Below are 13,454 nucleotides of genomic sequence, written 5' to 3'. Positions count from 1 at the left end.
CCGGAATTTCCTATCGGCAGGGCCGGTGCGGCGCCCACCGTGGTGGTCATGATTCTGGTCACGGGTGCCACGGGCACCATCGGAAGTGATGTCGTACGACGGCTCGTGGCGCGCGGCGAGAAGGTGCGCGCGCTCACGCGGGACCCGGGCAGGGCCCAACTGCCCCCGGGAGTGGAGGCGGCCCGGGGGCACCATCGCGATCTCGACTCCGTGGCGTCGGCCATGGCGGGCGCCGACACCGCCTTCCTCGTGGGCGTCTTCGGCCCGGAGGACGCCGACAGCGACCGGGGGATGGTCGCGGCGGCCCGGGCGTCGGGGGTACGGCGCGTGGTGAAGCTCTCCGCGATCAGCGCGGGGGACCCCAGGGCGGGGCTGGGCGGCATCGCGCACGGACACGGTGAGGAGGCGGTCCGGGAAAGCGGCCTGGAGTGGGTGATTCTGCGGCCCTCGGCCTTCGCGTCGAACACATTGGGGTGGGCGCAGGCGGTTCGGGCGGGTGAGTCGGTGCCGAACATGCTGGGGGAGGGGCGGCAAGGTGTGGTCGACCCGCGGGATGTCGCCGAGATCGCGGTCGCGGCGCTGGTCGGTCCGGGGCACGTCGAGCGGACGTACACCCTGACCGGACCCGAGACGCTCAGTCCCCAGGATCAGGCGGCGACGTTGGGCGAGGTGCTCGGCAGGCGGGTGGAGCTTCGTGGGCTGACCCCGCTGGAGACCAGCGAACTGCTGGTGGCCTCCGGGTGGAGCGAGGAGTTGGCGCAGGGGATGCTGCGCAGCGTCCGCTTCGTGGCCGAGGGCGGCAACGCGGCGGTCACCGGGGACGTGGAGAAGGTGCTGGGTCGTCCGGCGCGGACGTACCGGGAGTGGGCTCGGGATCACACGGAGGCGTTCGGCGGGGGCTGAGGCCGGGTTCCGACTGCGGGGCGTCAGGGGCTGGTCGTGCCCCGCAGGGGCGCGGGGAACTGCGCGACCAGCCACGACGTGCCGCGGCCGCCGGACGGCAGGGCGTGGCACCTCTGAAGGCGGCTCACCCCCTCGCGCGCGGCCGCAGCACCACCGCGGCCAACCCCAACGCCACGACCGCGATCCCCGTCCCCACCCGGAACGCCGACTGGTACCCCTCCGCCGTGGCCGCGACCAGACCCGCCCCGCCCTCCAGCAGCCCCTCCGTCCGGTTCGCCGCCACCACGGACAGCACCGCCAGCCCCAGCGAACCGCCCACCACCTGGGTGGTGTTGAACAACCCGGACGCCAGCCCCGCGTCCTCCTCGCGGGCCCCCGACATGGCGAGCCCGGTCAGCGCCGGCATCGCGGCGGCGAACCCGGCGGCGAGCAGAAGCAGCACCGGAAGGACGTCGACCACGTACGAGCCGTCGGCGGGCGCACGGCTCAGCAGGGCCATCCCGGCGACGATGAGGACGAGCCCCGCCAGCAGCACCCGGTACGGGCCGAACCGCCCGATGGTCCGGGCCGACAGCCCCAGCATCAGCGCCCCGATCGCGATCGGGGCCGGCAGGAACGCCGTTCCGGTGAGCAACTCGCCGAATCCCAGGACGCGTTGGACATACAACGCCCCGAGGAACTGGAAGCCGTACATCGTGGCGATCATCAGGATCTGCACGGCGTTCGCGCCGGAGAGCAGTCGGGAGCCGAACAGGCGCAGCCGCAGCAGCGGGCGGGCGGCACGCGCCTGGCGCAGGGTGAACGCGGTGAACAGGGCGGCGGCGGCCAGGGCCAGGAGCAGCGTGGTGGCCGGCTCGCGGTCGCCGGAGCCGACGATCACGTACACCGTCAGCATCAGCGCCCCCGTCACCAGCGCGGCCCCCGGATAATCCGCACCCCGGCCCAGGCCTTCGCCTTCCTCCGCGTCGAGCACCCGGACCGCCGCCAGCAGGGCGACGATCCCGATCGGCAGGTTGATCAGGAAGATCCAGTGCCAGTTCAGCGCCTGCGTCAGTGCCCCGCCGAGGAAGGTGCCCAGCGCCCCGCCCGCCGCACCCACCGCGCTGAACACCGCGATCGCACGGGCCTGTTCACGCGGCTCGGGAAACAGCGCGACCAGCATGCCGAGCACCACCGCCGAGGTCATCGCCCCGCCCACGCCCTGCAGGGCACGCGCCGCGATCAGCGTGCCCTGGCCGGTGGCCACTCCGCACAGCACGGACGCCGCCGTGAACAGGGCGAGCCCCGCCGCGAACATCCGCTTGCGGCCGACCAGGTCGCCGAGCCGGCCCACCAGCAACAGCAGCCCGCCGAACGGGATCAGATAGGCGTTGACCACCCACGCGAGCCCCGGCCCCGAGAAGCCCAGGTCGCTCTGGATGGCCGGCATGGCGACCGTGACGATGTTGCCGTCCAGGATCGTCATGAGCGTTCCCGCGCACAGGACGACCAGGGCCGTCCAGCGGGAGTAGGTTCGATGCAGCGTTCGGGTCGGGTTCTCGACAACGGCCGTCATGGCGGCGGGCCTCCGCTTTCTCCATGGGTGACGACTACTGGCCTTGGTGCACGACTTGTAACGGGGAACATCGTCAGTGACCATGGAGAGCGGCGTAAGGAGGCAGTCCGATGTCCCAGAGGAACACCGGTGTAACCGTCCAGGTCGTGAACGCGCACGCGTGCCCGGTGCGGGAGGTTCTTGACAGGGTCTCCGGAAAATGGAGCGTCCAGATCCTCGTCGCGGCCGCCCACGGGCCCATCCGCTTCACCGAGTTGGAGCGCAGCATCGAGGGCATCAGCCGCCGCATGCTGACCCTGACCCTGCGCAACCTGGAGCGCGACGGCCTCGTCACCCGCACCGTCCACCCCACGGTGCCACCCCGGGTCGAATACGAACTCACCCCGGTCGCCCGTGAGTTGCACGAGACCCTGCAACGCCTGACCGACTGGGCCGAGCGCAACAGGGTCTACATCGCCGAGGCGCGGGCGACCTACGACGCCGAGCGGGAACCGGAGCCGGCCTGAGTCACAGCAGGCCCGGGTCCGTGGCCAGGCCCTTGAGCACCTCGCCCGCATTCGCGACCAGGCGCCGCTTTTCGAGGTCCATCAGCCCACCGACCGCGGTGATCTCGGCGGCCACGGTGCCGTCCTTCTTGCGGATCGTCTGCTGTATGCGGAACGTCTTGCCCTCGCCCCACTCGAATCCGCAGGTCACCTCCACCTCGTCGCCCGCCAGCAGCTCGCGTAGATAGCGGATGGTGGTCTCCAGCGCCACCGGGCCCACCCCGCTGCCGATGAGCTCGGCCTGGGTGATCCCGGCGGCCCTGAGCAGCGACCAGCGGGCGTGCTCCGCGTAGTTCAGGTACACGCTCTGGTTGAGGTGGCCCTGCACGTCCGTCTCGTACCCGCGGACGGTCACCGGTACGGAAAACGGCTCGCTCACGTCAATCCCCTCTCACGCCATGGCAGTTGCTGGACCCGATCCTGACATGTGCCCCCTACACCCGGCGCGGCGAGGCCAGCAGGTACCGGGCCCTGGTCCGCGGCTGCGTGTACTCGCCGACCTGCCAGCCGGCCTCCTCCAGGGTGATCGCGCAGGCCCGCAGTGCCTCGCCTTCGGGCGCGTGCACGGCCACGGCCTCGGGCTGCGGGGTCGCGCGCACCCGGTAGCCGGGCGAGCCCCCCGCTTCCGGCGGGTGCCCGGCCGTCTCCAGCGCCAGCGCGGCCGCCTGCACCAGGTGGGCGCGTTCCCAGCCGCAGGGCCGGTCCGTGGCCCCGTCGGGGTTGGTCATCCGGCGCAGCTCCAGCAGCCCCTGCCAGGCGCTGTGCACCTCACGCACCCGGGCCGGACCGGTGACCGCGGCCTGCTCCGTGCCGCCGATGTGCGCGGCGAACACACCGGTGGCCGGGGCGGCGGCCTGCTCGGGCTCCTTCTCGACGGTCTCCCGGACGCGGTGCCCGGCCGGTGTCAGGAAATGATCGTGCGGCGGCCGCGGATGCCGGAAGGCCAGCCCGCGCTTCACCAGCGCGTCCAGCTGGGCCTCGGTGCCCTTCAGCCGGCCGGTGACGGGATCGGCGGCGTCGATGACACGCCGCTGCGCGGCGGTGGGCGGTCGCGTCACGGCGTGCTCCTTCCACGGCAGGGGCCGTACGAGGGCCGTACGGATCACTGACCCCGTCCGCTTCGAAGGCTACGTCGGGGGTCTGACATTCCACCCGGCGATCACCGGCCGCCCGTGCTCGGTCCCCAGCCGGCACAGCGTCCCCGTCGCCAGCTGGAACAGTGCCCCGGCCGACGCGGGCAGCCCGAGCCGGCGGGCGGTGAGCACGCGCAGGAAATGGCCGTGCGCCACCAGCACCACGCACCCCTCGGTGTTCGCGTGCGCCGCGTCCACCTTGGCCAGCACCCGGTCGGCCCGTTCACCGACCTGCTCCGGGCTCTCCCCGGGGTGGTCGGGCGGACCGGGCGCCACCCCGTCCGTGAACAGGAACCATTCCGGCAGTTCCCGCTGGATCTCGACGGTGGTGACGCCCTCGTAGCCGCCGTAGTCCCACTCGCGCAGATCGACGTCGACCCGCTGGTCGTGCAGCCCGATGAGTTCCGCCGTCTCCCGGGCCCGCTGGAGGGGGCTGACGAAGGCGGCCCCGATGCGGTGGGAGCGGATCAGCGGCACCAGGCGGCGCGCCTCCTCCCGGCCGCGCTCGGTCAGCGGTACGTCCGTCCGGCCGGTGTGCCGCCCGGACCGCGACCACTCGGTCTCACCGTGCCGGACCAGAAAGAGATCACCCATGCGCGCAGCCTTCCCGCTCGCCGCCTCCCAGCACAGTGCCACACGGCCCCCGGGCCCCGCAGGACGGACTGGGCCGGACGGCCGCCCCCTGGACCCCGACCCCCTCAGAGCCCGGGCAGGCCCTGTACCGACTGCGCGAGTTGCCCCACCGCGACGACGAGCGGGGTCACCGGCTGCACGAAGTCGTTGAGGCGGTCGAGGGCCCGTCGCAGGACCGTCGGCTGCGGCTCGGCCTCCTCGAGTTCCTCGCGCAGACGGCGCAGCTCCCTGCCGGTCGCGTCGGGGTCGGCGAGCGCCGCCCGGTGCTCCTCCAGCAACCGCTCGACGTACGCGAGGAGTTCGGTCGTACGCTCGGCGTCCTGCGGCTGGAAGGAGACCGAGCCGGAGAACGCCTGGGCGCGGTGCCCCACGGCCTGGTTGCCGATGTAGTGGGTGCCGCCGCTGATCATGACGCCGTTGTTGACCGGCGGGTCCTGCCGGCTGTCGTCGTCGCCCGTCATGAGACCTCCTACTTGCCGGAGCCGGCGACGGGCGCCGCCGCGCCGGACTGCTGCGGGACCTGCTGGGTGGCGGTCGCGCCCGTGCCGATCGCCTGGTTGCCGATGATGCTCGTGCCGCCCTGCTGGATGAGGCCCTGGTTGAGAATGGTCTGCTGCTGGGCGCGGAAGTCGGTGATGTCGTAACCGCGCATGTCGAGGAACTCGCGGATCGCGGCGAAGGTGTGGCGCTCCACCAGGGATGTGATCCGTGCGGCGTCCACGACCTGGAAGTAGTTCTGGTAGTCCGGGCTCACCGCCAGCTCCCGGACGCTGAGCCGGGCGCCGAAGTCGTAGACCGGGTCCTGCTCCAGAGCCTTCAGCTCGTCCACCATGCGTCTGGTGTGCCGTTTCTCGAAGCGGGCCTGCCGCAGCGCCCGGAACGGGGCGGCGAAGAAGGCCCTGGCGGTGCCCGGGACGGCGTCCAGCAGCAGCCCCCGGCGCGCGGCGGGGGAGAGGGGGCCGCGCAGCCGGTCCACGAGGTGGAAGTCGGCTCTCACCGGGCCGAGCACGTGGTTGCTGCAGTGCAGATGGAGCGTTCTGCCCTCGGTCGAGAAGTGCAGGAACACGGTCGGCACCACGTCCCCGCCCCAGAGCGGCACATGGATCGCCAGACAGTGCCGGACGGCACCGGTCGGACGCTCCATGATCCGCTCGACTTGGTCGGCCGACAGCCGGGCGACCGGGGCGAGGCTCGTGGCCCTGATGAACCGCTCGTCTTCGCCGACGGCCGTGCCGCCGGCGAAGACCCGGTCCGCCACGACGAGGGAGCCGAGGGCCGCCTCACCGTCCGCCGCCGCGTCGGCCACGCCGCGCGTGCTGGTCGCCCGCAACCGCGCGCGCGTGTGGTCGATGAGTTCGGTGACGGTGAACGGTTCCGGTCCGGCGGGCCGCGAAGCCCTTCCGGCGGGATTCTCGGCGGGCAGCAGCGGCACGGCGATCGACCACCGCGAGGCGGCCGCCGCATAGCCGAGGAAGGGCGTGTACCCGCTGTACACCGTGACGTTCCCGTCCTGCGCCTCCCGGATGGCCGCGAGCCGCTCGGCCATCCACTTGCGCGGCGGCACGTTCGGGCGGGGCTGCCGGGAGAACGCCTCGCGGGTCATGGTCGTGCGCAGCACCTGGTCGACGGCGAGATCATGGCGTACGACCGTCACGTACGCGAGCGCCATCGCCGTGACGGACACCAGCGCGGCCGGCACCCCGGCCAGGTAGGAGCCCAGCAGCCAGCTCACGAACGCGGGGCTGGGCAGCGACGAGAGGGCGACGCCGAAGGAGAACGCGAAGAGCACCGCGATGCCCGCCGCGACCGCCGTGCCCACCAACACCCTGCCCTCGGGCTGGTGCCGGCCGCGGGTGGCCAGGCTGGGGCGGCCGCCCGCCTGCCGGGTGATCGACAGGAACAGCGAGACGAACAGCAGCCACAGCGGCGCGAACACGGCCACGAGGGCGAACGCGCCGGTCAGCCGCAGGTCCCGGCGGTGCCGCAGCTCCTGTGCCGTCAGACAGTGCCGTACGACCGTCACCAGGTCGACGTCGGGCGAGGGGGCCACCGCCCCGGCCTCGTCGGCCAGGACGTCCTCCACCACGCGGTCGGCGAATTCCTCGTCCAGGTAGGCCGCGGCGCACAGGTACCGGGTGACGTCACCCGGCGCGCTCCCGACCGGCATGTGGACCGGAGCGGTGGTCATGCCGAGCCCTCCCTTGCTCCAGCGGCTCAGCCGCGTGGCAGAGTCCTTGATGACTGTTCCCGGCGCACCGGTGGTCAGGAGGGCGAGCAGCGCGCCGACCGCGAGACCGAAGAGGAGAGCGCTGCGCAACAGGTCCTTGACCAGCACGTCGGCCGGTGAGATCGGCACGTCGTCGGCGAAGGCCTCGTGCAGACCCCACCAGACCAGGTTGGCCAGCGCCGCCACCAGCACGCCCGCCGCGAGGCAGCGGAGCCGGCGCGCCGCCCCGCCGCCCGACAGTCGCCGGGCGAAGAGGGCGAGCCCCGCGAGCAGGACCAGGACCGCGAGATCGTTCACGACCAGCGAGGACGTGCCGCCGTACCGGTCGGCGGACACCTCCCAGCGGGGCAGGAACGCAGCCTCCACGAGCCAGCGCAGGAGCTTGTCGTCGGACAGCTCTATGTAAAACTTCTCGGTGTAGTAGTCCGAGAGCGGCCGCTGCACCCACGGGCTGCCCGCGAGCACAACGAGCACGACGAGCAGCGCGGGGCGCCCGCGTGAGACCGAGGGCGTGCCCGACGCACGCCGACGAGACATGAACACCTGGGGTTCCCCCATCCCCCGATCCCCCCGGCCCCCGGGATCAGTGGCCGTACCCTAGGGCATCCCCTCTCCCGGCGACCGTGAATCCCATCAACACCACCAGCTACTGCCGATACCCGCTCAGGAACCGTCCGATCCGCCCGATCGCCGCCTCCAGGTCCTGCGCGTGAGGCAGCGTCAGGATGCGGAAGTGGTCCGGGGCCGGCCAGTTGAAACCGGTGCCCTGGACGACCTGGATCTTCTCCCGCAGCAGCAGGTCCAGGACGAACTTCTCGTCGTCGTGGATCTTGTGGACCTTGGGGTCGAGGCGCGGGAAGGCGTAGAGCGAGCCCTTCGGCTTCACGCACGTCACACCGGGAATTTCGTTGAGCTTCTCCCAGGCCACGGTGCGCTGTTCGTGCAGCCGGCCGCCGGGTGCGGTCAGTTCGTGGATGGACTGGCGGCCGCCGAGCGCGGCCTGGATGGCGTACTGCGCGGGAGCGTTGGCGCACAGCCGCATGGAGGCCAGCATGGTCAGGCCCTCCAGGTAGTTCCTGGCGTGCTGCCTGGGACCGGTGATCACCAGCCAGCCCGAGCGGAAGCCCGCCACCCGGTACGTCTTCGACAGGCCGCAGAAGGTCAGGACGACCAGGTCGGGGGCGAGCGCGGCGACCGAGTGGTGCACGGCGTCGTCGTACAGGATCCGGTCGTAGATCTCGTCGGCGAAGACCATCAGGCCGTGCCGGCGGGCGAGGTCGAGGATGCCCTCGATGATCTCCTTCGGGTAGACCGCGCCGGTGGGGTTGTTCGGGTTGATGATGACGACGGCTTTGGTGCGGTCGGTGATCTTCGAGGCCATGTCGTCCAGGTCCGGGTACCAGTCGGCCTGTTCGTCGCAGAGGTAGTGGACCGCCTTGCCGCCGGCGAGGGTCGTGACCGCCGTCCAGAGGGGGAAGTCGGGGGCCGGGATGAGGATTTCGTCGCCGTCCTCGACGAGTGCCTGTACGGCCATCGAGATCAGTTCGGAGATGCCGTTGCCGAGGAAGACGTCGTCGACGTCGACCTCCAGGCCCAGGGTCTGGTAGCGCTGGACGACCGCGCGGCGGGCGGAGAGGACGCCCCGGGAGTCCGTGTAGCCGTGCGCCTGCGGGAGCATCCGGATCATGTCCTGGAGGATCTCCTCCGGCGCCTCGAAGCCGAACAGCGCGGGGTTGCCGGTGTTGAGGCGCAGCACGCTGTGGCCCGCCTCCTCCAGTGCGTCGGCGTGCTCGATCACCGGGCCGCGGATCTCGTAACAGACCTCGCTGAGCTTGCTCGACTGCCGGAACTCCATGCGCTGCTGCCTCTCCGGTTTCCTGTGTTGCTTGGTTTTACCAAGCAGGAGCTTGGAAAGTCCAACAACTTGTCTAGACTGCGTCGCATGTCACCTCGCCGAAGCTACGACCAGTACTGTTCCGCGGCCCGTGCCCTCGACGTCGTGGGCGACCGCTGGACCCTGCTGATCGTCCGGGAACTGCTGGCCGGTCCGCGCCGCTACACGGACCTGCACGCCGACCTGCCCGGCGTGAGCACCGACGTACTCGCCTCACGGCTGAAGGACATGGAGCGCGACGGCCTGACCACGCGACGCCGGCTGCCCCCGCCCGGCGCGGCCTACGTGTACGAACTCACCGCCCGCGGCCGCGAGTTGCTGCCCGTGCTCCAGGCCCTCGGCGCCTGGGGCGGACCCGAACTCGGCGAACGCCGGCCCACCGACGCCGTACGCGCGCACTGGTTCGCGCTGCCCCTGCTGCGCTCGCTGGAAGGGGACGGGCTCGTCGAAGTGCGGCTGGAGGAGGGGGACTTCCATGTGTACGTCGGCGCACAGGACGGTCCCGCGTACGGCGACGGGCGGGCCCCCCGCGAGCCCGACGCCCGGCTGGTCCTGGACGCCGGGACCTGCGAGGCCCTCAGCCGCGGCGAGTTGACCCTGCCGCACGCGGTGCGCGACGGCCGGGTCGAGGTGACGGGGGACGGCACGATCGCCAAGGTGCTGCGCGAGGCGTGAGGATGGCTCGCCGTGTCTGTGCGGGGCGGGTCTGTCGAGGGGGCGTCGGGCGGCACGGTCGCCGGGGTGTTGCGGGAGGCGTGGGAGAGGCCTGCCGTGTCTGTGCGGGGCGGGTCCGTCGAGGGGGCGTCGGGCAGCACGACCGCCAGGGTGTTGCGCGAGGCGTGAGAATGGCCCGCCGTGCCTGAGCGCGGCGGGCCCTCGACGGAGCGTCAGGCGCTCGGTGGCACCCGGTGCGGGCGTCCCGACCCGCGCGTCAGCGCATACCCGCCGACACCCGCCAGCGCGGCGAGCGCACCGCCGATCGCGGTCCACACCCACCGGTCGGACCACCAGCCGGAGGACCAGCCGTCCTCGGGCTCGATGGCGGACAGCACGGCGGACGAGGACTTCTCCGAACCGTCGTCCTCCGCCTGGGACTTCACCGCGACGCCCGGCACCAGCGGCTCGGCCAGTGAACCGTCCACCGCGGCGGACCCACCGATGTCCTTGGAGTCGGCCCGGACCTCGGTGCTCACCGGGAGACCCAGGTCGGCCGTGGTGAGACCGACTGCCGTCAGACGGACGTAGTACGTGCCCGGCAGCGGGTCGTTGGCCCAGGTCTCGGACCAGGCCCGGACCGTGCGCAGGGTGCAGGCCAGCTCCACCGAGGAGGAGTCCGCCGCGGCGGTACGGGTCTGCGCGCCGTACTGGCAGGACTGGCGGCGGCGCAGGCCGTCGTACACGTCGATCTGCCAGGTCTGCGCGGCATGGGTCTCGGGCAGCTTCACCGTCGCCTTCACGGTGGGCCGCTGTCCGCTGTCCGCGGGGAACGACCAGTACAGGTAGTCGCCCGTGGAACCGCTCGCCGTGGCCGTCTGCCCCTGCTCGACCTCGGTCGCCGTACGGAAGGACGTGCCCGCCTGGGTGGGCGCGTCACCGTCCGCCGAGGCCGAACCCGTGGGCGTCGGCGAGGAGTCGGCCGCGGCCGGTGCGACGGCCAGCCCGAGCATCAGCAGGGAAGCGCTGAACGCGCGTGTGATCCGCATCAGTTGGTCCTCCAGACCGCGACCCGCCAGCGTGACAGCCAGCCCCAGAGCAGACCGGCGACGAAGCCGGCGAGGATCAGCGCACCGAGCAGCCACCAGCCGCGCCCGAGGCCGAAGGAGGCCACGTCGCTCGCCTTCGACGGCCCGTCCACGACATCGACGTTCAGCTCGAGAGGCAGACCCGGAGTGGTCTTCACCCCGGAGGCCGCCGAGAAGGAGTTGGTGACCTGGAGGCACACGGTCTCGGCGGGGGCGTCCTCGTCGTCGCTCTCCGCCTTCGGGTACCTGAGCCCCGTGGAGAGCACGTCCGTACGGCCGTTGCCCGCGCCCTCGCCGCGCACGATCTCGCGCCCGTGCACGGTGACCGCCCGCAGCAGCACCCCGTACGACGGGTTCACGGCCCGGTCCGCTCCCACGCTCACCGAGGCCCGCAGCTCCTGGCCCGGGTCGACGTCCACCCGGTACCAGCGCTGCTGGGTGAACTCCTCGCGGTCGGTGTACAACCCGGACTTCAGCGTGGGCGCCGTGGCGCACGTGCCGGCACCTTGAGTGGCCACCGGCGTCACCACCGGGTCGGCCGCGCGGTCCACCAACTGGTTGACCTTGTCGGTGAGTTCGTCGGCGTGCTCGACCGAGGTGTAGGTACCGCCGGTCGCCTCCGCGATGCAGCTCAGCTGCTGCCGCATCTTGGTGTTCGGGACCAGGCCGAGGGTGTCGATGGTCAGCCCGATGCCCTTGGCGGCGATCTCACGGGCCACCTCGCACGGGTCGAGCGGGGCGCAGGTGTCCTCGCCGTCGCTGATCAGCACGATCCGCTTGGAGGAGGCGCTGTCGGTGAAGTCGCCGGCGGACTTCAGCAGGGCGGGGCCTATCGGGGTCCAGCCGGTGGGCGAGAGCGTCGCCACCTGTGTCTTGGCCTCGGTGCGGTCCAGCGTGCTGACCGGGTAGAGCTGCGCGGTGTCCTTGCAGCCCGTCTTCTGGTTGTCGCCCGGGTAGTTGGCGCCGAGGGTCCGGATGCCGAGCTGGACCTCTTCGGGCGTCGCGTCCAGCACCTCGTTGAAGGCCCGCTTCGCCGCCGCCATCCGGGTGCCGCCGTCGATGTCCGCCGTCCGCATCGAGCCGCTCACGTCGAGGACGAGATCGACCTGCGGCGCGGTACCGCTCGTGGGTTCACCGGCGAACGCCGCGACCGGGAAGACGATCCCGGCCGTCAGGGCGGCGAGCAGGGCGCACACTCCTGCCGCCGGCCGTTTTCTTGTGATCATCGCCGGATCCTATTGATCAGGTGCGCCGGGCTCCAAAACGGCCGCTCACCGGAGTGCGAAACGGCAGCTCAGAGCAGGGGGTTGGGCAGGTGGGTCCACTGGTCGCCCGGCGTCGCCGGTGAGAGCCGCATCAGCGTCAACGCCTTCGCGGGCAGCGGTTGTTCGAGCAGCGCGGCCAGATCGGGGGTGCGCGGAAGGTCCCGTACGGCCGTCTCCAGCGCCCCTCGCAACGCCGTCGCCGAACCCGCCGTACCCGCGAGGGCTCCGGCCACCAGGGAGCCGAACAGCTTGCGCCGCAGGGTCGTCACGTCGTCGGTGACGACCCGCCCGGACAGTGCCGGGACCGGGATGCCGTGCCGTGCCAGCCTGGCCGGGCTGACCCGGATGTCGGCGAGGTCCCGGTAGACCAGGCTGAGCGGCGCACCCGACTCGGACAGGACGACGAGGAGGTTCTGGCCGTGTGCCTCCAGGGCGACGCCGAGCTCCAGGAGCCGCAGCCCGGCGGTGAGGGCCAGTCGGGCGAACTCCGCCAGCCATGCGGGGGATTCGGGCAGTCCGGTGGTGGCGAGGGCCGCCACGGGGAGGACCCGGTCGCCGTACGCCTGCGGCGACTCCCGCAACACGGCCGCCAGATCAGGGGAGTTGGCCGTCACCGCCCCCAGCGTACGGGTGAAGTGCAGGAGGCCGTCCATGCGTTCCGCGAGCGTCTCCGCGAACTCCGAAAGGATCGCCGACATGCTGATCGAGTAGACGGAGATGTCCCGCACCGAAGACGTGATCCGGGCACTCAACGCGGTCTTCACATGCGGTCCGCCGCTCAGGGCGAGGGTACGCAGGGACATCAACGGGTGCGCGTCGAGGCCCTCCGTGACGGGTCGCTTCAGCACATGTTCCGCCTGCCACGGGTGCACGGGCAGCAACAGCCGCCCCCCGTCCCGCATCTGAACCGGCCACGCGCCCGTCACCAGGCACTCCTCGGCAGGCACCGGCACGAACCCCAGCCGTACCACCGGCCGGTGCTCGGGGCCGTAGGCCAGCTGCTCGGCCACCGAGAAGCCGGGCCGGGAGCGGCAGTTGGGGTGGTAGGGGTGCCCGTCGACGATCCGCTGCTCCCACTCCCAGTCCCGCTCCGGCCACTCCTTCGACCGGGGCGGCTGTCCTGCCCTCGACAGCGCCAACGAGGCGACGCTGTCGGCGAGTTCGGACGAGAAGTCCGCTCCGTGCGGCACGCCGAGGTCGGCGATCAAACGCGCCGGATCGTCGTGGGCGACCTCGTCGAGCCGTACGACGCCGACCTGGGCGGCGGTGGCGAACGGGTCCGGGTGCGGGCCGTGCAGCCGCCGGCCGTCCCAAAGGCGCAGGGTCAGGCCCTCCCGGCCGGCCTCCCGCGCCGTGACCCAGGGCAGCGGCTCGTGCGTGAGCCCCCGCCACAGCCGCGACAGCACGGCCGCGCGGGCGCCGGGCAGCTCGGCCGTGTACCGCACCAGGAGCTCGGGGCGTACGACGGCCAGCTCGTCGGCGAACTCGGCCTCGGCGGCGCGGGGACGGTGCACGGGGGGACTCCTCGGGTACGACTGGTGTCACGGTGGGTGGTGA

The 13,454-nt window shown here is 72.1% G+C and carries 13 protein-coding genes; 3 read left to right on the top strand and 10 right to left on the bottom strand.

The features are described from left to right. Positions 1-39 precede the first annotated feature (39 nt). A complete protein-coding gene (locus ABZT06_RS28170; protein ID WP_355746702.1) occupies positions 40-903 on the top strand; it encodes an NAD(P)H-binding protein in 864 nt (287 codons plus the stop codon). A 124-nt stretch (positions 904-1,027) separates the two neighbouring features. On the opposite strand, the gene ABZT06_RS28165 is transcribed toward ABZT06_RS28170, so the two are convergent. Continuing rightward, entirely contained in the window at positions 1,028-2,458 is a 1,431-nt protein-coding gene (locus ABZT06_RS28165) for an MFS transporter (RefSeq protein WP_355746615.1), read from the bottom strand. Positions 2,459-2,568: 110 nt separating this feature from the next. Here ABZT06_RS28165 and ABZT06_RS28160 point away from each other — a divergent pair, with 110 nt between their 5' ends. Further along, a complete protein-coding gene (locus tag ABZT06_RS28160; protein ID WP_355746612.1) occupies positions 2,569-2,964 on the top strand; it encodes a helix-turn-helix domain-containing protein in 396 nt (131 codons plus the stop codon). A gap of 1 nt (position 2,965) precedes the next feature. Here ABZT06_RS28160 and ABZT06_RS28155 read toward each other — a convergent pair whose 3' ends face one another. The 6 genes from ABZT06_RS28155 to ABZT06_RS28130 form a co-directional block, all read right to left on the bottom strand. Continuing rightward, a complete protein-coding gene (locus ABZT06_RS28155; protein WP_355746609.1) occupies positions 2,966-3,382 on the bottom strand; it encodes an acyl-CoA thioesterase in 417 nt (138 codons plus the stop codon). Positions 3,383-3,437: 55 nt separating this feature from the next. After that, a complete protein-coding gene (locus ABZT06_RS28150) occupies positions 3,438-4,061 on the bottom strand; it encodes a hypothetical protein (RefSeq protein ID WP_355746606.1) in 624 nt (207 codons plus the stop codon). Positions 4,062-4,130: 69 nt separating this feature from the next. Continuing rightward, a complete protein-coding gene (locus ABZT06_RS28145; RefSeq protein ID WP_355746603.1) occupies positions 4,131-4,730 on the bottom strand; it encodes a histidine phosphatase family protein in 600 nt (199 codons plus the stop codon). Positions 4,731-4,834: 104 nt separating this feature from the next. After that, positions 4,835-5,230, bottom strand: coding sequence for a hypothetical protein (locus ABZT06_RS28140; protein ID WP_355746600.1), 396 nt, complete (start codon positions 5,228-5,230; stop codon positions 4,835-4,837). Between the two features lie 8 nt (positions 5,231-5,238). Beyond that, positions 5,239-7,539, bottom strand: a complete 2,301-nt coding sequence (locus tag ABZT06_RS28135; protein WP_355746699.1) for a hypothetical protein — start codon at positions 7,537-7,539, stop codon at positions 5,239-5,241. Between the two features lie 103 nt (positions 7,540-7,642). After that, positions 7,643-8,851, bottom strand: a complete 1,209-nt coding sequence (locus tag ABZT06_RS28130) for a pyridoxal phosphate-dependent aminotransferase (RefSeq protein ID WP_355746597.1) — start codon at positions 8,849-8,851, stop codon at positions 7,643-7,645. Between the two features lie 87 nt (positions 8,852-8,938). Between ABZT06_RS28130 and ABZT06_RS28125 the strand changes: the two genes are divergently transcribed. Then, positions 8,939-9,565, top strand: a complete 627-nt coding sequence (locus ABZT06_RS28125; RefSeq protein WP_355746593.1) for a winged helix-turn-helix transcriptional regulator — start codon at positions 8,939-8,941, stop codon at positions 9,563-9,565. Between the two features lie 212 nt (positions 9,566-9,777). Here ABZT06_RS28125 and ABZT06_RS28120 read toward each other — a convergent pair whose 3' ends face one another. The 3 genes from ABZT06_RS28120 to ABZT06_RS28110 all read right to left on the bottom strand — a co-directional run bounded on the left by ABZT06_RS28120 (position 9,778) and on the right by ABZT06_RS28110 (position 13,411). Then, the gene (locus ABZT06_RS28120; protein ID WP_355746590.1) at positions 9,778-10,593 is read right to left on the bottom strand and encodes a hypothetical protein; all 816 of its coding nucleotides are present in this window, start codon (positions 10,591-10,593) and stop codon (positions 9,778-9,780) included. Beyond that, positions 10,593-11,858 carry a VWA domain-containing protein gene (locus ABZT06_RS28115; protein ID WP_355746587.1) on the bottom strand — a complete coding sequence of 422 codons (1,266 nt, stop codon included), beginning with the start codon at positions 11,856-11,858 and terminating at the stop codon, positions 10,593-10,595. Before ABZT06_RS28115 ends, ABZT06_RS28120 begins: the two co-directional genes overlap by 1 nt. 68 nt (positions 11,859-11,926) lie before the next feature. Beyond that, positions 11,927-13,411, bottom strand: a complete 1,485-nt coding sequence (locus tag ABZT06_RS28110) for an IucA/IucC family protein (protein ID WP_355746584.1) — start codon at positions 13,409-13,411, stop codon at positions 11,927-11,929. Positions 13,412-13,454: the final 43 nt, after the last annotated feature.

The organism is Streptomyces sp. NPDC005483 (assembly GCF_040606035.1).
In the GTDB taxonomy this organism is placed as follows: domain Bacteria; phylum Actinomycetota; class Actinomycetes; order Streptomycetales; family Streptomycetaceae; genus Streptomyces.
Note: the sequence above shows the minus strand (reverse complement) of the source record. Positions and strands in the feature narration are given on the sequence as shown.

Coding starts and splice junctions, on each gene's coding strand:
- ABZT06_RS28125 (WP_355746593.1), top strand. CDS start 8,939: ATGTCACCTCGCCGAAGCTACGACCAGTACTGTTCCGCGGCCCGTGCC.
- ABZT06_RS28130 (WP_355746597.1), bottom strand. CDS start 8,851: ATGGAGTTCCGGCAGTCGAGCAAGCTCAGCGAGGTCTGTTACGAGATC.
- ABZT06_RS28115 (WP_355746587.1), bottom strand. CDS start 11,858: ATGATCACAAGAAAACGGCCGGCGGCAGGAGTGTGCGCCCTGCTCGCC.
- ABZT06_RS28165 (WP_355746615.1), bottom strand. CDS start 2,458: ATGACGGCCGTTGTCGAGAACCCGACCCGAACGCTGCATCGAACCTAC.
- ABZT06_RS28145 (WP_355746603.1), bottom strand. CDS start 4,730: ATGGGTGATCTCTTTCTGGTCCGGCACGGTGAGACCGAGTGGTCGCGG.
- ABZT06_RS28160 (WP_355746612.1), top strand. CDS start 2,569: ATGTCCCAGAGGAACACCGGTGTAACCGTCCAGGTCGTGAACGCGCAC.
- ABZT06_RS28140 (WP_355746600.1), bottom strand. CDS start 5,230: ATGACGGGCGACGACGACAGCCGGCAGGACCCGCCGGTCAACAACGGC.
- ABZT06_RS28120 (WP_355746590.1), bottom strand. CDS start 10,593: ATGCGGATCACACGCGCGTTCAGCGCTTCCCTGCTGATGCTCGGGCTG.